Here is a 19,350-nt window from a genome sequence, read left to right as displayed (position 1 = left end):
GTGAATTGTTGAGCGATCGCTCTAGAAATAGGGCGATCGCTTTTTTCTTGCTCTTGCTGACTACCGGATAAATTATCTCACTTCGCCAAAGGCGTGTTCTACGTCTGCCATATTGCCATATTGCCTTTCTGGCATTTTTTGGAGGATGTCGAGGATCTCTTGGCTAGCGTTTTTCTGTCTGGCATGGTTGACTAAATCCTGTTTATTGGCTGGAAAATCTATGCCACTGAGACTTTTAGAAATATCAACTGCAGATACTGCCATAACTTCACCTCTGTTAGTGGGTTGTATCTAGGCTATTGGCTATCCCTGTTTCTCATGCTCTACCTAGGGTTGTATCTTGGGTCTGAAAGTTGTCATGATGGCATATATATCTAAACTTGATTCATCACCCCATCGAACTCCCATCTAATTAGCTTCTGTGCCAAATTTTTATGGTTTTATCAAAACTGCCAGAAACTAACATATCGCCGGAATCTGTGAAGGCTAGGGCTGTAACTGTATGGTTATGGCCTTTAAAAGTAGCTAGTAATTCACCTGTTTCTATGTACCATAACTTGATGCTTTGATCTGCGCTACCACTGGCTATAATTTTTTGATCTGGACTTAAGGCGATAGTATATACTTTATCTGTGTGACCCTTGAGGCTACGAATTAATTTCCCTGTTTCCAAGTTCCAAATTTTAATTGTTTGATCCCAGCTACCACTGACGAGTAGTTTACCATCGGCACTGATACTCATGGCGGAAACTATGTGAGTATGACCTTTGAGGCTGTATAAGGGTGATGACTCTTTAAGCTGTTTCCACTCCCTGGCTTGTGAAGTCCGCCAAACTTTAATTTTACGGTAGCTACCTGTAGCTAATATTTGCCCATCTTGACTGAACACTAGGGAATGAGCTGCTGTATCATCTAAGGATAAGGCGATCGCTACCTGACGTTGAGTCAAATCCCAAAATAATACTTTTCTGTCATCTCCTGCCGTTGCCAACAGCAATCCATCTGGTGTAAATGCAACGCACCGCACTATACCATTATGCTTGTGTAGAATATCGATTAAATCTAGTGCACCTACGTGCCAAATCTTCACCGTAGAATCAGCGCCACCTGTAACTAAAGTTTGTCCATCAGCACTAAAAGCTAGAGAATTTACCATATCTATCCGGCCAGACACCACCCAAGGATATTCTGATAATGTCTGAATTAATTCACCCTTGCCTAAATCCCATATTTTTGTTTCCCCATAACTGCCACTTGCCAATATAGGGGAGGTTGTACCATTCTTACAGCTGTAATTAAAAGCTATACACTTAATACCTCTTGTGTGGCCTTTCAATGTTTGCCAACATTCCCAATCACCAATTATTGCCTTTTGGGGATGTTCTGCTGGTACAGTCTGAACTGTTTCTAGTATTATCTGTCGCTCAATTAATGGGTGTATAGGTTTTTTGATATTTCCTTGGGTAACTAATGATTCCAAGTACCAACTCAAACCTCCCGTATATAATAAATGACTGGGAGTAAGATACAGTTTTGGTTCGGGAAGTTCAATTTGGCTCGCCGGTAAAAATCCCGCCACTATACAGTGCTTTTGATAACATTCTCCATCGGTAAATGGATGCAGTAAACACAGAAAAACTAATACTTGATAATTCCTTAAATCATCCTGAGTAACTGACCATCTAACTTTATTTTTCTTAATACTATTAACACTTTCTCCATCAACTGCGTAAACTTGAATACTCAACTGAGGATTACTAGCCAATAGGTAAGGAAATTTGCTTTCTGTGCGCAAATTCCCTTCATCATCTAAGAGGATGTTTTCTGGAGTGTTCTGTGGGATTTTTTTGACTAACTTACCCAGACATTCAGCCATGACTAACCCCACAATTTGCTCTCGGAAAAGATAATCTTCTGCTTGTTTCTGGAAGTATTCGGGAAAAGTCATCCCCCAGTCATCCGGGTCGGGATATTCTGGGGGGGTGGGGGGTGGATTTTTGGCGACAATTTCGGCTTGCTGGCGGGAAGATTCGGATATTTTCAGCAATTGCTCACCGTAAAATACTATTCTCTCACGGTGAGATGCTTTAACTTGACTTTCCAGCAAGGATAAATCATAAGTTTTAGGTTTTTTCACACGTTGAAGGAAGTCAGCTTGTTGAGCTTTGAGTAAGCTAATCCAATCCATCTGCATTGGGTGTGACACAATAATATTGCATACCTAGGGTAAGCTATACCAACGTCATTACTCAAGAGCAATCTGGAGTTTATGACTTACAGCAGTTTTTCATGGACAAGGATTTTCAGTAGTGAGTGGTCAATTTAGAGAAACAGCTGTACATTAGTTGAGGTTAGTTATCTCATCCTCACCTTGAAAGCATCCATCTATGGATAGAAAAACCAAGCGCCTGTTGTTGCTCGTTTGTTCCTGTAGTTTAGCGGGTGTAATTCTAGGGGGTACATCCAGCTGGGCAGAAAGTAATTCTTGCTTACAATCTCAGACTGTGACTAGTGATTGTCTCACACAAGACCCCATACAAAGAACTATCCAAGGAATGGCTACAGGTTTGGTAGCAGGCGCAGGGGCGGCGGCCGGTGTAGCATGGAATTTACGCCATGAGGATTAAAAGCGATAATTGCGATAACTGCGATCGCCGTAGGTATCGCGCACCCATAAACTAACGGGTATAGCATTACCTTGAGGGTCTACTCTAACTCTGACGGTGAGGGGTCGAATTTGTGAGCGTCGATTTCCTCTAGTTTGCTGGGCGCTGCGGAAAATGTCGTTACTAATTTGCTGTCTTTGTTGTTCTCGAAGGTAATAAGTTTCTATTCCATAGTTAATGGAATTATCTTGATATACACCTCTGATGGCTACTTGATTACTGGGAAGAAAGTCAGGTAAATTCCTAGTCACCCTAATTGGTCGCCAAGGACTGGGAACCCCACGATCGGAACCAAGTTGCTCTTGCAAAATCACGTATAAATTAGTCCCTGGGAGCAGCTGTCTGTTTCTCCCCTGATTGCTTCTAAATAAATCATTCCAACCGGGAAGCCGGCGCAAATTTTGTACACGGGATATATTGTATTCTAGTGTCAGTGAAAAATCTTGCACGACATTATTAGGGTCTTGAGCCAGTGTTTGCAGGATCACATCCCTACCGGCGATGTTAGTGTATAGTGCTTGGGTGGGAACAGCTAGGATAATTCCAGTTTGAATTAAGAGGGGAACTAAGAGCCGCCAAAAAGGTAGGGGCTGGTTTGCCTTTTGTTCAGTGGCAATGAGGTAATCTCTAAAGGTGAGCTTTTCAGAAAATTCAACTTCAGGGGATAATGTTTTAGATGATTGGTTTCCAGTTGATTCAGAGGAATTATTTCTCATCAGCCTAGTCCTCAGATGAAGGGTTATTATTGGCCAAAATTTTGTCTGGTGAAATTGGCAGAATGAGGACTAACGCAGAGATTCTTTAACAAGGGTAAACCACCCAGTAAAACTTCCGTAATTGTTACAAAAGTTTAATTATGAATTAGACTTACTAGGTAGACGACGTTCAAACCATAGTCCGGCGGTAATTAATCCCCAACCGCAGATGACGAACACCAAGGACTGAAACAGTCGGTCGGTGTTATACTCTATTACCCTACTAATAATTTGTAAGGTTAATAATAGCATACCTCCCCAGAATGTTCTCCTATTGTTTAACTTTAATCCTTCTCGGATTAACCCGAATGCTAAGAAGGCGAAAAGCACATTAAAGATGAAAGTGCCTAATTCATCAATGCGGGTAATAGCTAGATGCCAGAAAGGTGTAATAATAATGAAAGCCAAAAAGGTAACAATAACAGCCAGGGTAAAAATCACCTCCCGGCGGGGGGGATTATTGCGCAGACGCAGCATTGATAACCATTGTAATACTGCTAAACCACTGAGAACCCCTAAATCGATCACAGGGAGAGACATGAATAGGTTATTGTTGCTAGTGGACATAAAAGGATTCAATGTTGGGGCTATCCATTGCCAACGGAAAGATAAGACATAAAACACTAAGCTAAAAAATATTAAGGCGAGGTGACGCGCGAGGGGTTGAAATAACCTGTAATTGACTGTGGGGAACAGTAAATCGTCATAACTCCAGAATAATGCAGGTGGCAGTGCAAAAGCAAAGGATGCTGCCCAAGGGGCTATGTTGTCAAGGTTGAGCAGTGGTAGGGGATTGACATTCAACTGCAAGGTACCAGCAAACACAAAGGCTGCTAAGACAAAAATCCAGCGAGAGCGACAAAAGTATGCTAAGGGTACGAAGAGCAACCATGACAATAAGGGCATATGTCGAACAGCTAAACTTACCCAGTTCCAGTCAAGTGTGGAAACCCCAAAGTCTCCTCTTCCAGCCCAGTAACCAATTTGGCTGAGGATAATAGCCATAATTCCCAGGGAGTTTAAACACAAACTGTAGGCCATGACCAGAACCCCAAATCCCCAGGCTAAAAACAATTGTGCTGGGGAACCATTAATATTGAAAATCTCTGCCATGAGCAATATGTTTGCACCTAAAATGAAGGCACTCAGAATGAGTAGTCCTTCTCCCAAGATGCGTTTACTTTGTTGCTGTTTTCTCTTTTCATTGTTCCCAGATTTAGCTTCTACCCATGTAGAGAAGCCCGTGATACTAGTGGAGAGAAATAAACTGATCATCAAGATGAACTTGACTTCTCGTGACCATGATTGCCAATTTGTGGCTATGAAGGTAATTATACCTAAACACAACAGGATACTACCTATACCAATTGCAGTGACCACAAAGCGATCGCGTGATGCTGCTTCTAGGTTCTTAAATCCATAACGTTGTGCTAAGTCTTCGTACTGTGAAGCACTAATTAGCCCTTCATCTCGCCACAATTGCGCTTCTCGGCGTAATTTATCCGGGAAATTATTCAACATTGATGATTATCTCCGAACAGTTTTGGAGCAAACATTCTTGATTCAGTTGGATTAACCGGTCATGATATTTTCAGTATGCAGCTAAGACTAGCTATAACATTGTTCTTCTGTGACATTTTTACTAATGGAAAAGCCATCGAATTTATTACTTAAGCTCTCACGTCGTTTGTTTGAAAACCCTGATAAACAAGAGCAATTTGTTGATTCATTAATGAATCCTCAACCCTTTAACCCTGCTATTATTTGGTGTCAAAATCAGCCTAATTTATCACCTTTTTCGGTAGAATCATCAATAAATTGGCAACCAGATTTTGTGCAGCGTTTATCATTAACAGAAAAGCCTGGTAAACATCCTCTACATCAACAAGGTGATTTTTATTGTTTAGATTTTTCTTCTGTGTTTGAGGCTACAGTTTTATTGATGATTCCTCCGTCGGTGGGTTTAGTTTTTGATATGTGTGCTTCCCCAGGGGGTAAGAGTATTTTTGCTTGGAAAGCTTTGCAACCTAATTTACTAATTTGCAATGAGGTCATTGGTAAACGTTTAGGGATGCTGATTTCTAATTTAAAGCGTTGTCAAGTTAGCCCTTGTACTGTGGTGAGTCGAGATTCTAGTATTTTTACGGAGCAAATCCCATTATCTAGTGATTTAGTTATAGTTGATGCGCCTTGTACTGGACAATCTTTAGTAGCTAAAGGTGAAAAAGCCCCTGGCTGTTTTCATCCCACAGCGATTAATAAAAGTGCTAATCGACAAAAGAGGATTCTAGCTAATTCGGCTCAATTAGTTGCACCCCAGGGCTATCTTGCTTATATGACCTGTACTTACTCTCCAGAGGAAAATGAGCAGGTTTGTCAATGGTTTATGTCACGGTTCCCTGATTTTAAACCTGTTACAGTCAGTTATTTAGGGGAATATCAATCCCATTTAACTGATATTCCTTGTTATCGGCTGTTTCCCCAGTATAGGTTAGGTGCTGGTGGGTTTACGGTGCTGTGGAAAAATACCAGGGAAGGTCAAAGAAAAAAAGTAAATTTAGATACTTTGCCTCCGGTGTGGAGGAACGGGAAGGATTAAAATCAAGGCGCAGTACCTCTTTTTCAGGATTTTAAATCTATCTTTAGAGGTATTTTTTTATTTATACCAAAGATGGTAGTATCTTTAAATACTGGAATTAATGAACTTGTGTGATGGAGATAATAATTAAAAAACTAGCTAAGGTGATGCTAGGTGAACACCATAATTTACCTGATTCACCAGGTATTTACTTTATATGTGATGATGCTTACAGGGTTTGGTATGTTGGTATTTCTACGAGTAGCTTAAGACACAGACACCAAAACCATGAGCGGACTGGGGATTTCAAAAGTAATGGCGGTCAGTGGATATGTTACTTAAATTGGGATGATGTGGATGATTTGCATGACTGGGAATATAAGAATATTCAAAAGTTCCAACCACCACTAAATAAAAACTTAACTGAGCCTGAGTTACCCCTGGTTGATTTAGGGTATGATGAGTCTGAGTATTTTCACAGATATCGGGAAATTAAGCAGATGCAGGCGAATCTAGAGCAGGAATTGGAGGAGTTAAAGCCTAACCTGGTGACCCTGATTCAGAAGCATGGGGGAAAAATCAAAACCCCTGATTTAAATGCATATTTAGTTAAAAGGAACACATGGGACTATTCGGAGGAAGTGGAGGCGCTCAACTCCCTGCTGAAGGAAAAGAAGAAAGAAGAGGAAAAGACAGGTATAGCCACGGTAAAGTCTGTGGCGATTTATCCTGTGGTGCGAGGTTTGGGTTAGTGTAGAGGGAAAATAATATATATCATGGATGGGGCGATCGCCCCCGGAATAGCGGGCTGAATACTTAGATTATAGATAAAGAATCATGTCGAACCTCCCTACCCAGTGTGAAAATTTAAAACAGCAGGTTGAAACTGTATTACAACTGTTGCAACAAGAGCCATCTTTGCGCTCTGAAGATATTGCATCTGTGCAAACTTCTCTGGAAAAAGTCGTTTCACCGCAGTTTGAAATTGTCTTTGCAGGTGCATTTAGTGCGGGTAAGTCGATGTTGATTAATGCACTACTGGAAAGGGAATTACTATACAGTGCAGAAGGACACGCTACAGGTACAGAATGCAGAATTGAGTATGCACCATTAGATCAGGAAAGGGTGGTTTTAACCTTTTTAAGTGAAGTAGAAATTCGGGAACAAGCCAGTTTTTTATGTGAAAAATTGGGGTTTCAAACAGCAGCTAATATTAACCAACCTGAAATTATTGATTTACTGCGTCAAGGTTGTAATGCTATTATTCAGCAGGAAGGTGGAGAAAGTAAGTCAGAACGAGCAAAACAAGGGAGGGCTTTAATATTACTACTTGATGGCTATGAGGCAAATCGTCAACATATTCAGACGATGAAGAATGCTACATATTCTATGGAGCAATTTAATTTTTCTAATATTAAGGAAGCTGCGGGATATGCGCGGCGTGGTAGTAATAGCTCTGTTTTAAAACGAATTGAATATTACTGCAATCATCCCCTGTTAGAAGATGGAAATGTAATTATTGATACTCCTGGTATTGATGCACCGGTGGAGAAGGATGCACAGTTAACTTATGCTAAAATTCAACATCCGGATACATCAGCGGTGGTGTGTGTATTAAAACCTGCTGCTGCTGGTGATATGACCAAGGAGGAAACGGAACTTTTAGAAATAATGCGAGACAATGGGGGAATACGCGATCGCATTTTCTACACTTTCAACCGCATTGATGAAACTTGGTATAATACCCAGCTAAAGCAGCGCTTAGATGACTTAATCAGTAAAGAGTTTCGTGATGCTCCTAGGGTCTATAAAACCAGTGGATTACTGGGATTTTACGGCAGTCAGATTAAACATACAACTATCAGCGATAGATTTGGGTTAGATTCTGTTTTTGCAGATACTGTTAAAAGTAGTAATGGGAGAGAAGAAACACCGCAATTTATTAATGAGTTTAACCGTTACTGTGCTAATTCTGGTAAATTATCATCCAGTCATTTTCGGATTTCGGTAAACAGTTATGAAACTCCCAATGAGAATTATGTCAGAATTTTAGCAGAGCAGGGAACGCCTTTAATTAATCAGCTAATTCAAGATAGTGGTATTGAGGAATTTCGCACAGCGATTACTAAATATTTGGTAGAAGAAAAGCGCCCACAACTATTTGAAAATTTGGCTGATGATTTAGAAGATGTTTGTATTAAATTAAAAAAACATTATCAAACTGAATACATAAAACTAGATAGTCAACCGCGAGAAATTGAGGGGATGAAGGCGCAGGAGTTACAACGACTGAATCAGCAACTCCAGCAAGTATCTAAAGAATTTGGTCAGCACATCACAGAAGAGGTCAACCTAATAATTAATCATTCCTGTGATGCTTTTGAGCGTGATTTTCGCCAACTACAAGGGCGGATGATTCGGCGTTTAGATGAGTTACTAAACACATTTTCCGTCGCTGATGCTTATCAACGTTCTACCCGTAGCCATCCCCGCAATTCCACTGCGCCTTTACTGGCGATTTTAGTAGAAGCATTTTATTATTTAGCAAACGAGTTAGAGGATATTTTGAGCGAATGTTGTCAACAATTAGTAAATAATTTGTTTGGGCAATTAATTGACAAGATTCGCAAATCAGAATACTATCGTCAATTGTATCGATTGTTAGGTAATGATGGGGGAATTGAGGAACAGGTAAAAGCTACAGCCAAAAACGTTTCAGTGATTTTGGATAATGCAGCGAGTGCGGAATGCGATCGCTTTGTGCGAGAAAGTCCGAGATTTTATGATGAGGGGACTTTTTCTATATATCAGTTTCGTCAGACTTTGTTGCAAACCTCCCAAAGTTACGATTCCCAAAGTATGGTAGAAGCTGAACCAGCAATTAGACAATTGTTAAAGTTGGATTTTGAACCAAAGGTTTCCCAGACAGTTTGTAAATCTTTGCGTCAAACTATCAACACCATCCTCAAAAAGCAATTATTAGCCATGGCACAGGAGCAAGAGGATAATATATTACAGCAATACTCCCAAGCCCGTGCTTATTTGGAAAAAACTTTACAACAGGAAGCAGAGGACAAAATTCTGAGTAATCAACGCTTACTGAATGTTGTTAAAGAGAAAATTGATGGTTATAACACAGCAGTCTCCCATATTAATAACTGTTTACAGTCTATGCAGTTGTATGATCATTTATTACCTGTAATTAGCAATGAAGATTTTCAGCAGATTGTCGCTGATTCCTGAAGTGATGGTAACTAATGAATAAAACCCCCCGGATTCCCATTCCCTCCTCAGTGAGAAAATACGTATTTGCAAGAGATAAATATCAATGTCAAAGCTGTGGTAAAACAAGTTCAGAAACTAAGCTGACAGTTGACCATATTATCCCCCTAGCTCGTGGTGGTCAAAATGATATCAGCAACTTACAGACCCTGTGTTTTACTTGTAATCAGGAAAAAACAGATAAACTTGATCCCCGCTTTCGGCGACATTTTCAGTAATTTATCCTCAATTAAAAGCTGAGTCTGACTATCCCATGACATTCAAAAAATCAGGATCAACAAAATCAATGTTTGTGTTTGAATGATCTGGTTGAGAAACAACATTCTCAGACTCCTTGACAGTAGATAAGTTAGTCTGCTTCACCAACCGAAGGGCGACATCCATAGCTTCGGAAAACGTATCGGTTTGGGTAGAGTCCATTAATCTTTGCATCAGAGTTAATGCACGGTTAACAACTTTAGATACGCTGTCAGTTTCGCTATTGTCACCTTCGGTTAATACCACATCATAATTTTCTTCCTTGATCGTAGCAGTCATGCTCCAGACATGGGTTGAACCGGAACGTTTTTGAAGCTTACGTCGAGCAATTTTTTTCCTGACAAAATCCATATTAGCTATTAATTTTTTGTCGTCCATAGAGACCTATAACATTATCGTATACGGGGTTACGGGTAACGTGGAACTTGGGGGAACGAGCAGCTTTATCAATAACTAGATAAGCACTACCACCTGTAAGGATATAGCGAGAAATTTTATGGAAGTAACTAGACCAGACAGCTTGAGTTTTTCCCATCACCGACTTAAACCAGTTATCTATCTCATTTCTGACAATAGATGAGAAATCATAACCATCAATGACATAATCATTGAACTCCAGACAATTCATAATTACATCGGCCTCTAGATAAGCCATATCTGCTCGGTCAGCTGTAATGACGCGTCTGATTTCCGTGGCCAGGTCAAATGTACCCCCCTTAGGACTTCTCAAACTGGCTTCTGTTAAAACATAGCCATCATAATCCACTAAAATAGAGTCAATAGTGGCTCCGCCCAAATTTAGCACTCCTGTATAGTGGCCTTTGATTTGAGGTTCAGAATCATTCAGCAGATACCAAGCTCCCAAACCTTCCTCAAAAACAGTCACAGACTCCACCGTGAGTGAGATATCCCGTCCGTCAAGAGTAGCTTCTGTCTTTCCCTTGAGCTTTTGCTCCAAAAGATTTTGATGAAGTTCAGCTTCTGTAGCATTGACTTTCACCGCTAGAGTCAGATCTTTCTGTTTGGGGAAAAGTTTACCGATACAGGGTAGCAGATAAAGTAAGCATTCATCAAATTTAGGACGATTGTAGACCCGTTCGTAACGGGGTTGTCTGGAGGCTGCTTCGCCAATCAAATAGCGAGTACCATTATATTCAGAACTACCATCTGAGGTATGAATTTCAACAACAGATGATTGATCATTCATACGGATGGGTTTACGATTCCCAGATAGCCATGCATATAAAGAAGCTAGTTTGACAAGATTCTTGCCATCATAGAGCAGAATTGAGCGATTACCAGGGTCAAAAATCACTTCAATGGCTCTAGGAGCAGCTACAAATGCGGTATCCTTTGATAAACCAGTTTCTACTGAACTGCGTGTATCTGCTTCCCGTTTTACTGCTGTTTGAGATTCCGCAGGAGGTTGATCATTGGGTTGATCAGGTTTTAACTCTTGAGAGTTGAGATTTTTAGACATTTGTAAATGTAGACCTAAAAATTTGCAAGGAACAGTTTTACCCCAATTCAAGAATTAAGGGATCTAGGCATATCAGTAATCCTGCTAGTCCATAGATTTTATCAACTAAAGCTTAAATTACCATGACTTCTAAAAATCTGGTATCGCTGATCTTTTTCCCAGACACGCATATTCTATTAATTAAGTCAAGATAAATAACTGCTTTTTTCCCTAGGATATTGATTGAATATAAAAAAATACAAAGTATATTTTGGGTAAAATATTTTATGATTAATATCATCGGTAATTGGGCGATCGCCCAACTACCGAATTTAATTCACAAATAAAAATATCAGTGAATTTTTACTGCTTGATTTCCTCACTGGTAAGTTTAACGTGTTCAAAAAATCGAGATATCCAAGGTAATGCGGCGAGAATTCCTGCTAAAACCATGAGAAATACAGAAATAGCTAAAATTTGATCGCGGGGAATTTCCAGAACCCCACGTAAAATTACTTCTCGCAAAGCAGATACAATAGTAATTTCTACCGCTGCCCCTACAGAAATCTGCTGCTCCTGGATATAATCAAGTAATAACCGGAATAATTCTACTAAAATCAAAATAAACAAAATATCAGATGTTACTTCCCGTAAATCCAAGGGACGTAAAAATAACAAAAACATATCACCTAGTCTAATCAGCATCACGCCGAATAATCCCAAGCATAGAGAAATTACAATAAAGTCTTGGAAAATTTCTAAGTTCCTCACAATTCTCTCACGCCTAAACCAACTTTTGACTTCTGTAACTACCCGCTGTGGCATAATCAACCTATATAGCAACCGCCAAGGTAATTTAAGCATAAACTATAAGTAGTCCCTTTTCATGTGAAGCGATCGCTTGCTACAGGTATATGCCCAAGCCGTACAGTTACGACCTTCGTCAAAAAGTAATCCAAGCGATTGAACTCGATGGCTTGAAGAAAACTCAAGCCAGTCAAATGTTTAATATTAGTCGCAACACCATCACCCTATGGTTGAAGCGAAAAACCGAAACGGGGGACTTCCAAGCCTTGCCTAATCAGCGTCCTGGGAATGGTCACAAAATTACCGATTGGGAAAAATTTCGTGAGTTTGCTTCCGTACATGGCGATAAAACCCAAGTAGAGATGGCCTCACTTTGGCCTGAAGAAATTAGCGATCGCACAATCTCAAGAGCTTTGAAAAAAATTGGTTTTACGCGAAAAAAAAGACTTATGGCTACCGTGAGCGCGATGAGGTCAAACGACAGGCTTTCGTAACGCAGTTGTCTGAGTTACCTGTGGAGAAGATTGTATACCTCGATGAGTCAGGAATGGACAACCGAGACCAGTATGATTACGGTTGGAACTCAAAAGGACAGCGCTTCCATGCACTTAAATCAGGTCGTCGTGAAGGTCGGGTGAACATAATTGCCGCGCTGTGTAACCATAAGCTGATAGCTCCTTTCACTGTTGAGGGTGCGTGTAATCGAATAGTATTTGAGACTTGGCTTGAAGCTTGTTTGCTTCCCACACTCAAACCAGGACAGGTTGTGGTGATGGATAATGCCACATTTCATAAAGGTGGGCGCATTCAACAACTGATTCAGTACGCAGGGTGTGAAGTGCTGTACCTACCACCTTATTCTCCAGACCTGAATCAGATTGAAAAATGTTGGTCTTGGTTAAAAAGTCGAATCCGCAAAAAACTTGAGCGGTTTGATTCTTTACGAGATGCCATTGAGGATGTCTTGCTTTTTGCGTCCTAACCTCCTTGGCGGTTGCTATATATTGTTGCTGACTCCACCCATATCATAGGGAATTGAGAATTTTAAAAGTTATTATTAATCACCTTTGGGGTAAATGTAGTTAATCTTAAACCTTTGCGCTCCTTTGCGTGAAAAAAATAGTGCGTTGTGCGGGACAACACACTATGGTAATCTAGATTCAGATGTTACTAGTTACTCCAGTTCTTCAAGGTTATACCAAGTCCTTGGTATATTCTTTGAATATCCTGGCGCCAGCGTGCTAAACGTTGTTCACGGATTCTCTGTTTATCTACTGCAGGAGTGGGTAAACCTGTTGTGTGACTAAATTGATTATATTTTGGAGGAATTCCTTTAAAACGAGTTATCCCGTCATTCGGGTAAATATTATGTTGCGTTCTCAGCCACTTTTCCGCATAATATTGCCAGAGGAAAACATGATCATGAATTTCACCGCCAAAACGATATAAACGGCGAATATCTGAGATAGATAAATTTGGCGATTGAAATAATGTTTCTTCCACATTAGCAGAGGAATTGCGGTTAAACAGTAAAATTTCACTGCCATTACCCCGGAAGAATTCTACAATAAACCAATCCCCAAAGTCAAAGATACAAATTTCTGTCTCATTACTATCATCATTGACCAGAATATCAATATCTCGTGTTAATTCTTGAGTATTCTCACTAGTTGATGCGGGTACTAAAATACGCAGACGTTCAAAGCGATCGCTATAATTTGACCAAAACTCTTTACGTCTTTCTAGTTGGTTTCTTTCATAATCTAGTTTGTCACATATCTTGTTATTCTGTCGTAAGTTTCGTAACTGTGAACTCCGATCATTGATTAACGCTGTAATCATTCTGTCAAAATCTCCCCAAGTAGCAGCACCAATCCATTTACGTAATGCTAGTTGAGCTTGTGGTGATAATTGACTCCACCGAGAATTAACAGTGCGGGGTCCATAATTTTGACGTAACCATTCTACGATTGATAAAAAACCGCTTCCTATTTCAGGGGCGATCGCTGTCAATAAACGATTAACTTCCTGACATTGTTGTGAGTGGGACATTTGCGCAAAACAACGCAGTAACCATTCTGGGAACCATTCTGGTTTGTCTTTCCTGTCTGAAAATATTGTCACTACATAGTTTAAAGCCTGATTCACCGCATTACCAGTTGATGGAAGATTAAATTTCTTGAGTAATTCTTGGGGTGTACAATTCTTCTCCCTAGCAATTAAAGCTAATCTGTGATAGTCGTCCTGGGTGATGGCTTGTATGATTTGTAATATTTGTGCGTCACTGTCCCCTGATTCCCTGATAAACACAGAAAAACTTGTAACTAAAGATTCACTGATAATTGGCTGTGACTCGCTATGATTCAACACTAACAGCCATAATAAAGTTTGTTGGAGCCGTAAGTTATTAACTGCTGCTCTCCAGATTAATGCTGAAGTTGTATAGCTGATTTCTGGGTGTTGCTTATCCCATTCAGCCTTATTATGGAGACAATAGACCCATTCTATGTGTTGAATGTCGTCAATATTGCCGGATTGGATGGTTTCGATAATTTGATCTAAAGAACGCCAAGTATCTGTTTCTACATTAGGGAGATTGTGAAGCTGGCGGAATTGTCCACTGTTAGGGAAATTGTTGACTAACTGGAGTAAATTGGTTGGTTCCGGTGACTGGCGATCGCTTAAGGATAAAGTGCGAAAATTTAACATCATATTTTCTAGGTTGTCAAAATCATTTGGACGGAAAAATACCAGATAAATTATCTCCCTTAAATTGCAACCGGAAAATTACCTTTCTATCATTGGGGTCATCAATATTTGGATTAGCTTCAATTTCTCCCCTTCCAGAAGCAAGGATTTTTTGACTCAGTTGTGATTTAGTTTGAAATTTCATCTCTGGAGAGAAGATATATTCAGCAACAGCAAAAGACCTCAACAGACTTAACTGTAAATTACCGTTATAAGTTCCACTAGAACTAGTATGTCCTTCAATCACAACCCGGGTAATTTCTTTCTCATATTCAGGGTTGGATAAAATTACATTACTGTAAACCGGGATAAATGATCGTAGAGTGCTTTTTCCAGCATCACTTAATTGAGCACTATTTTCTGGAAATAGGATATTTTCTTTCAAGCTAATATCTCCGGTGTCTGGATTAACTTCTACCTTCACGTTATTTGCTTTTAAAGCACCAATCACTTCTCCAATGACAATACGTCTGGGTTCTGATCTTTGACTCAACTGTAAAGAAACGGTAATAAACAACAGCGCAAATATCATTAACAGTCCAGACATCATATCGCCAATGGCGAGTAAAACGCTGGAGTTATCCTCTTCTATTTGTGGTGTTGGTTCCCAATCGCTAAAATTATTCATGATTCAGATTGATGACGACGATTAGCTTCTGCAGCTACTAGATAATTAGCAGCTTGTAGTAATTGATTAGAAATTCTGGTTGTGGCTTCATCTGCTTGGGTGAAAAACAGGTTTTCAGATGCAGATGCTTGATTTAGGTAATCAACTAAATGTTGATTACTTATTTCCAAAGCCTGATTTAACTGTTGAATCATAGCTGCATAGGTTTGTTCAATCCTATGAGCTTCTCGACCCAATCCCCTGGTAATTTCTTGGATTTGTGCTAGCCTTTCTCCTGAAGTTAACCCGGTGACATTAGCAAAATTACTGACCTTCTCTACAGTTTGCCCAATTCTGCTCATACTTTCGTCCACTTGTGCGGTTAAAGTTGAGCGTCTGTGATATTCTTCGTTAAAAGCAGTCTGTAAATCATTGACAACCTGAGCTAGTCCTTGACGCTGTTCCCCTAGGGTTTCTTCTAGTAACTGATTTTGGCTATTGAAGAACTCTTGTAAAGCTGTTTGATAACTCAGGCGGAATTGCTGTAGTTCTTCCTGTACAGTGATGCGGGTATTTTGCAGCATAGTATCAATGTTAGAGAGAGTAGATATTAAGTTCTCTCTGGCTCCATTCATTAATTGAGATGCTTCATTACCAACGGTGGTAATACTTTCAGTTTGTGTGGTGATAATCGCCAGGGTTCGATCTTGAAATTCCTGGAGCATTTGACGCTCTATTTCTGCTTGGGTATGTAGTGCGGTTTCTAAATCTTCTCGAATACTTCTAAAAGTATTGGCTGCTTGATTAGAACTGACTTCAAAAGCAATTCTCTGAGAATTTATCGCTTCAACACTTGCAGTTACAGCTGACTGAATTTCTGTAGATACCCTTTCCATTACTCCTTGAGTATCAGAACGAAATTCAGTTAAGATAGACTGCAAACTAACTGCAAATTCCTGCAATCTAACTAAAGTCTCTTCTTGGAATTTTTGGATAGTCATTACAGATGTGCTGAGACTTTGGGAAATTCCCCCCAGTTCTTCTCTGAGTTCACGAACTGCTTGAGAAGCTTCTTGAGTCAGTTGTGCACTCTTGGTAAGTTCAGCTATGAGGGGTTTGATTAATTGTTCTCTTTGTTCTGTAATTAAATTTCTTAATATTTCCTGACCTTGATCCTGTTTAATTTCTCTGAGTGCTGATAGTTCTTCTTTGATGTCCTTAAAAATGGGAGACATGACTGCTCCCACTTCTCGACCAATAGCATCAGGACTTAATTTACTTTGTACCTGGATTAATTCTTGAAATCCGGTTTTCATACTCTCAGCAGCATCCCTTAAACTGGTTGCTGCTTTTTCAGTTCCATCAAGGTTAAAACGAGATAAAAGCCTTGTGGGACTTTCTACAAAAGCAATCCTATCTAATTTTTGGCGTAATTCATGACCACGTAAGCGTTTATATGCTTCTCCAACTGCTAAGAGAATAGTAAATACACTGCTAGAGCCTAACCCCATCAATGAAGTAGAAAAAGCAGTTTTCATACCTTCTAGAAGATTGACACTAGCTTCTAGTAAGTTGGAGTTGTTTTGATTAATATTACTCAGGTCTATTTGTGATAATCCTTCCTGAATCCCATAAAAGGTTCCTAAAACACCAATGGCGATGAGAATGGTAGGTATAAAACGCAAATAGCTGCTACGAATAGAGGGATTTAAAATTCTTGGGTATTGTAATAATACAAATTTTCCCGCCTCAACTTTGGGTTGGAAACCTCCCTCAGTATCTGTTCCAGCTAGATGTTTCCGGAACCAGGACAATCGTCCATTTGGGTTTAAAGTAACTTCATTCGTCTGTGAATTTTGCGGTTGATTTCTCTGGCTCTGCAAGTAATTAATACTTTTTTTAGTATCTTCCAAATCTCTTTTTGTGGAACTGCAATACAGAAGAATAGATATAACTTCGGCTATTCCTCCCACCAGGAAAACAATTAGAATACTCCAATGAAAAAAAGTATTCTGCCAAAAAATATTGATGAAGCCTTGAATCATTTGACTACACTCCCCACTAAATTGTAAATTTGGCTATTTCTTCAGAAGACAGCAATTGTTGAGCTACACGCACGGGAAGATGTGCCGCATTCCAATAATCACCTATTGGTTGGCGTAGAATTAACCCATAAAGTTCTTCTGTGGTTGTTGTTTCTGGAGAAGTATCAACTTCTAAATAAACCTGTTCGGGTGCATAAGTACGTAAGAGTCGCACTTGTAACCGGTTCTTTAAATCCGCGAGTGAGTCTGCTATGGCTGAGGTATGCTCTCCCATGTCAGCAGTTAGTTTCCAGGCTTGATTAACAGCTACAATTTCTTCAACTAATTCTATTACCGATGGTGTCAACTGGATCATGAAATTCCCTGGTAACTGGAAAACAGGCGATCTGGGCTGTGCAATGAATCATTAGATTATTATACAGATCCATGGAAGTTACCTCTTCCAGTTACTCGGGGGGTGCGATCGCCCTGTGTATCCAAGTTTGGGGGTTAAAAAAGATAGTGTATGGTGTTGGGTTGTTCCGGTGTTCCCTAAAACTAAAAAACTTTCTACCTTAGGAGCATGGGAAATGCTGTAAATCAAATAAATCGTAAATTTGACTACAGTTATTATTTTTTCAAGTGTTCTAAATAAACGGCAAAATATATTATAAATTTGTTACAAAGTTGTTAAGAATAGTTAACGCTCTTAACAGAAGGCAATATTTCCTATGGTAGTCTCAGTTGGGAAGAATGCACCACATAAAGTTGTCATCATTGGTGGTGGTTTTGGTGGACTATATACAGCCAAGACTCTGGCGAAAGCCAATGTAAGTATTACCCTCATTGACCAACGGAACTTTCACCTATTTCAGCCACTGTTATATCAAGTCGCCACAGGTACCCTCTCACCTGCTGATATTTCCTCACCATTGCGAGCCGTATTCAGAAGAAGTAAGAATACACGAGTGCTGTTAGGAAAGGTGAGTGATATTGACCCCAAAAAACAAGAGGTTATTTTAGATGATCAGGTAGTCCCTTACGATACATTAGTAGTAGCTACAGGTGCTAACCATTCCTATTTTGGTAAGGATGAGTGGAAAGCATTTGCACCGGGGTTAAAAACTGTGGAAGATGCTATAGAAATACGTCGCCGGATCTTTACAGCATTTGAAGCAGCAGAAAGAGAAACTGACCCAGAAAAACGCAAGGCTTTGTTGACCTTTGTGATTGTGGGTGGTGGTCCGACCGGTGTAGAATTAGCAGGTGCGATTGCAGAATTAGCATACAAAACACTGCAAGAAGATTTCCGCAATATCAATACTTCCGAGGCGAAAATTTTACTATTGCAAGGGGGCGATCGCATCCTCCCATACATTTCGCCCAAGTTATCGAAAGCAGCTACATCAGCTTTGGCAAAATTGGGTGTGATGATCAGAACTAACACCAGGGTGACCAACATTGAAAATGATATCGTTACTTTTAAGAGTGGGGATGAAGTTGAGCAAATCCCCTCAAAAACAGTCTTATGGGCTGCTGGTGTACAAGGGTCATCAATGGGGAAAGTTCTAGCAGAGCGTACAGGTGTAGAATGCGATCGCTCTGGACGTGTGATTGTGGAACCGGACTTGAGCATCAAGGGACATAAAAACATTTTTGTTGTGGGAGATTTAGCTAACTTCTCCCATCAGACTGGTAAACCCTTACCTGGTGTTGCACCCGTAGCTACTCAACAAGGGGAGTATGTAGCTGGACTGATTCAAGGAAAACTTCAAGGTTACACTTTGCCACAATTTCATTACAACGACGTGGGTAGTTTGGCGATGATTGGGCAAAATTTAGCCGTTGTTGATTTAGGCCTAGTCAAACTCTCAGGTTTCATTGCTTGGGTATTTTGGCTAGTAATTCACATCTACTTCTTAATTGAGTTTGACACTAAATTAGTAGTAGTAATTCAGTGGGCTTGGAACTATATCACCCGTAATCGTCGTTCCAGATTGATTACCGGTAGAGAAGCTTTCTTAGATCCCAAACCTGTGAACAATGAAGATGATTACCAGGGTAAAGAAAAGCAGCATCCTCTGAATGTCTAGTATTGTGCCTTTCTTGTGAGGGAGAAAATCGCACAATGTGCACCCCACAAGATTGATCAGGTCAGCACAACTG

Annotated in this window: 18 protein-coding genes; 7 read left to right on the top strand and 11 right to left on the bottom strand. The window is 40.0% G+C overall.

The genetic code is table 11. The annotated features are described in order from the left end of the window. Positions 1-72: 72 nt before the first annotated feature. Positions 73-264, bottom strand: a complete 192-nt coding sequence (locus tag IM676_RS18970) for a DUF2795 domain-containing protein (protein ID WP_200988309.1) — start codon at positions 262-264, stop codon at positions 73-75. A gap of 148 nt (positions 265-412) precedes the next feature. After that, positions 413-2,188: a WD40 repeat domain-containing protein gene (locus IM676_RS18965; RefSeq protein WP_200988308.1), complete on the bottom strand. Its 1,776-nt coding sequence runs from the start codon at positions 2,186-2,188 to the stop codon at positions 413-415. A gap of 199 nt (positions 2,189-2,387) precedes the next feature. Here IM676_RS18965 and IM676_RS18960 point away from each other — a divergent pair, with 199 nt between their 5' ends. Then, positions 2,388-2,627: a hypothetical protein gene (locus tag IM676_RS18960; RefSeq protein ID WP_200988307.1), complete on the top strand. Its 240-nt coding sequence runs from the start codon at positions 2,388-2,390 to the stop codon at positions 2,625-2,627. Here the strand turns inward: IM676_RS18960 and IM676_RS18955 are convergent. Both IM676_RS18955 and IM676_RS18950 read right to left on the bottom strand, forming a co-directional pair. After that, positions 2,624-3,382, bottom strand: coding sequence for a GDYXXLXY domain-containing protein (locus IM676_RS18955; protein WP_200988306.1), 759 nt, complete (start codon positions 3,380-3,382; stop codon positions 2,624-2,626). The two genes, IM676_RS18960 and IM676_RS18955, sit on opposite strands and share 4 nt — an antisense overlap. 138 nt (positions 3,383-3,520) lie before the next feature. Beyond that, positions 3,521-4,942, bottom strand: a complete 1,422-nt coding sequence (locus IM676_RS18950) for a DUF2157 domain-containing protein (protein ID WP_200988305.1) — start codon at positions 4,940-4,942, stop codon at positions 3,521-3,523. A 124-nt stretch (positions 4,943-5,066) separates the two neighbouring features. Between IM676_RS18950 and IM676_RS18945 the strand changes: the two genes are divergently transcribed. From IM676_RS18945 to IM676_RS18930, 4 genes are all read left to right on the top strand, one after another. Further along, positions 5,067-6,020 (top strand): RsmB/NOP family class I SAM-dependent RNA methyltransferase, encoded by a 954-nt coding sequence (locus tag IM676_RS18945; RefSeq protein ID WP_200988304.1) that lies wholly within the window; start codon positions 5,067-5,069, stop codon positions 6,018-6,020. A gap of 113 nt (positions 6,021-6,133) precedes the next feature. Then, positions 6,134-6,751, top strand: coding sequence for a GIY-YIG nuclease family protein (locus tag IM676_RS18940; RefSeq protein WP_200988303.1), 618 nt, complete (start codon positions 6,134-6,136; stop codon positions 6,749-6,751). A gap of 85 nt (positions 6,752-6,836) precedes the next feature. Further along, positions 6,837-9,242: a dynamin-like GTPase family protein gene (locus tag IM676_RS18935; RefSeq protein ID WP_200988302.1), complete on the top strand. Its 2,406-nt coding sequence runs from the start codon at positions 6,837-6,839 to the stop codon at positions 9,240-9,242. Positions 9,243-9,256: 14 nt separating this feature from the next. Then, on the top strand, positions 9,257-9,499 hold the full coding sequence (locus IM676_RS18930; protein ID WP_200988301.1) for an HNH endonuclease: 243 nt from the start codon (positions 9,257-9,259) through the stop codon (positions 9,497-9,499). 28 nt (positions 9,500-9,527) lie between these two features. Here the strand turns inward: IM676_RS18930 and IM676_RS18925 are convergent, their stop codons facing one another. The 3 genes from IM676_RS18925 to IM676_RS18915 all read right to left on the bottom strand — a co-directional run bounded on the left by IM676_RS18925 (position 9,528) and on the right by IM676_RS18915 (position 11,823). Continuing rightward, positions 9,528-9,917, bottom strand: a complete 390-nt coding sequence (locus tag IM676_RS18925; protein WP_200988300.1) for a hypothetical protein — start codon at positions 9,915-9,917, stop codon at positions 9,528-9,530. After that, positions 9,892-11,019, bottom strand: coding sequence for a ParM/StbA family protein (locus IM676_RS18920; protein ID WP_200988299.1), 1,128 nt, complete (start codon positions 11,017-11,019; stop codon positions 9,892-9,894). Before IM676_RS18920 ends, IM676_RS18925 begins: the two co-directional genes overlap by 26 nt. A gap of 342 nt (positions 11,020-11,361) precedes the next feature. Further along, complete coding sequence (locus IM676_RS18915) at positions 11,362-11,823, bottom strand: phosphate-starvation-inducible PsiE family protein (protein WP_200990287.1); 462 nt, start codon at positions 11,821-11,823, stop codon at positions 11,362-11,364. Between the two features lie 89 nt (positions 11,824-11,912). Here IM676_RS18915 and IM676_RS18910 point away from each other — a divergent pair. Beyond that, a protein-coding gene (locus IM676_RS18910) for an IS630 family transposase (RefSeq protein ID WP_200986959.1) occupies positions 11,913-12,787 on the top strand; the annotation gives its coding sequence in 2 pieces (ribosomal slippage) (positions 11,913-12,242 and positions 12,245-12,787; 873 coding nt in all). 188 nt (positions 12,788-12,975) lie between these two features. On the opposite strand, the gene IM676_RS18905 is transcribed toward IM676_RS18910, so the two are convergent. The 4 genes from IM676_RS18905 to IM676_RS18890 are packed head-to-tail and all read right to left on the bottom strand — an operon-like array spanning position 12,976 to position 17,560. Then, the gene (locus IM676_RS18905; RefSeq protein ID WP_200988298.1) at positions 12,976-14,517 is read right to left on the bottom strand and encodes an EH signature domain-containing protein; all 1,542 of its coding nucleotides are present in this window, start codon (positions 14,515-14,517) and stop codon (positions 12,976-12,978) included. A 19-nt stretch (positions 14,518-14,536) separates the two neighbouring features. Continuing rightward, on the bottom strand, positions 14,537-15,181 hold the full coding sequence (locus tag IM676_RS18900) for an OmpA/MotB family protein (RefSeq protein WP_200988297.1): 645 nt from the start codon (positions 15,179-15,181) through the stop codon (positions 14,537-14,539). Beyond that, positions 15,178-17,205 carry a hypothetical protein gene (locus tag IM676_RS18895; protein ID WP_200988296.1) on the bottom strand — a complete coding sequence of 676 codons (2,028 nt, stop codon included), beginning with the start codon at positions 17,203-17,205 and terminating at the stop codon, positions 15,178-15,180. Before IM676_RS18895 ends, IM676_RS18900 begins: the two co-directional genes overlap by 4 nt. 16 nt (positions 17,206-17,221) lie before the next feature. Then, positions 17,222-17,560: a hypothetical protein gene (locus IM676_RS18890; protein ID WP_200988295.1), complete on the bottom strand. Its 339-nt coding sequence runs from the start codon at positions 17,558-17,560 to the stop codon at positions 17,222-17,224. 355 nt (positions 17,561-17,915) lie between these two features. On the opposite strand from IM676_RS18890, the gene IM676_RS18885 reads away from it, so the two are divergent. Then, a complete protein-coding gene (locus IM676_RS18885; protein ID WP_200988294.1) occupies positions 17,916-19,277 on the top strand; it encodes an NAD(P)/FAD-dependent oxidoreductase in 1,362 nt (453 codons plus the stop codon). Positions 19,278-19,350 lie beyond the last annotated feature (73 nt).

The organism is Anabaenopsis elenkinii CCIBt3563 (assembly GCF_015245355.1).
In the GTDB taxonomy this organism is placed as follows: domain Bacteria; phylum Cyanobacteriota; class Cyanobacteriia; order Cyanobacteriales; family Nostocaceae; genus Anabaenopsis; species Anabaenopsis elenkinii.
This window is presented reverse-complemented; position numbering and strand designations above follow the sequence as displayed.

Coding starts and splice junctions, on each gene's coding strand:
- IM676_RS18970 (WP_200988309.1), bottom strand. CDS start 264: ATGGCAGTATCTGCAGTTGATATTTCTAAAAGTCTCAGTGGCATAGAT.
- IM676_RS18965 (WP_200988308.1), bottom strand. CDS start 2,188: ATGGATTGGATTAGCTTACTCAAAGCTCAACAAGCTGACTTCCTTCAA.
- IM676_RS18960 (WP_200988307.1), top strand. CDS start 2,388: ATGGATAGAAAAACCAAGCGCCTGTTGTTGCTCGTTTGTTCCTGTAGT.
- IM676_RS18955 (WP_200988306.1), bottom strand. CDS start 3,382: ATGAGAAATAATTCCTCTGAATCAACTGGAAACCAATCATCTAAAACA.
- IM676_RS18950 (WP_200988305.1), bottom strand. CDS start 4,942: ATGTTGAATAATTTCCCGGATAAATTACGCCGAGAAGCGCAATTGTGG.
- IM676_RS18945 (WP_200988304.1), top strand. CDS start 5,067: ATGGAAAAGCCATCGAATTTATTACTTAAGCTCTCACGTCGTTTGTTT.
- IM676_RS18940 (WP_200988303.1), top strand. CDS start 6,134: ATGGAGATAATAATTAAAAAACTAGCTAAGGTGATGCTAGGTGAACAC.
- IM676_RS18935 (WP_200988302.1), top strand. CDS start 6,837: ATGTCGAACCTCCCTACCCAGTGTGAAAATTTAAAACAGCAGGTTGAA.
- IM676_RS18930 (WP_200988301.1), top strand. CDS start 9,257: ATGAATAAAACCCCCCGGATTCCCATTCCCTCCTCAGTGAGAAAATAC.
- IM676_RS18925 (WP_200988300.1), bottom strand. CDS start 9,917: ATGGACGACAAAAAATTAATAGCTAATATGGATTTTGTCAGGAAAAAA.
- IM676_RS18920 (WP_200988299.1), bottom strand. CDS start 11,019: ATGTCTAAAAATCTCAACTCTCAAGAGTTAAAACCTGATCAACCCAAT.
- IM676_RS18915 (WP_200990287.1), bottom strand. CDS start 11,823: ATGCCACAGCGGGTAGTTACAGAAGTCAAAAGTTGGTTTAGGCGTGAG.
- IM676_RS18905 (WP_200988298.1), bottom strand. CDS start 14,517: ATGATGTTAAATTTTCGCACTTTATCCTTAAGCGATCGCCAGTCACCG.
- IM676_RS18900 (WP_200988297.1), bottom strand. CDS start 15,181: ATGAATAATTTTAGCGATTGGGAACCAACACCACAAATAGAAGAGGAT.
- IM676_RS18895 (WP_200988296.1), bottom strand. CDS start 17,205: ATGATTCAAGGCTTCATCAATATTTTTTGGCAGAATACTTTTTTTCAT.
- IM676_RS18890 (WP_200988295.1), bottom strand. CDS start 17,560: ATGATCCAGTTGACACCATCGGTAATAGAATTAGTTGAAGAAATTGTA.
- IM676_RS18885 (WP_200988294.1), top strand. CDS start 17,916: ATGGTAGTCTCAGTTGGGAAGAATGCACCACATAAAGTTGTCATCATT.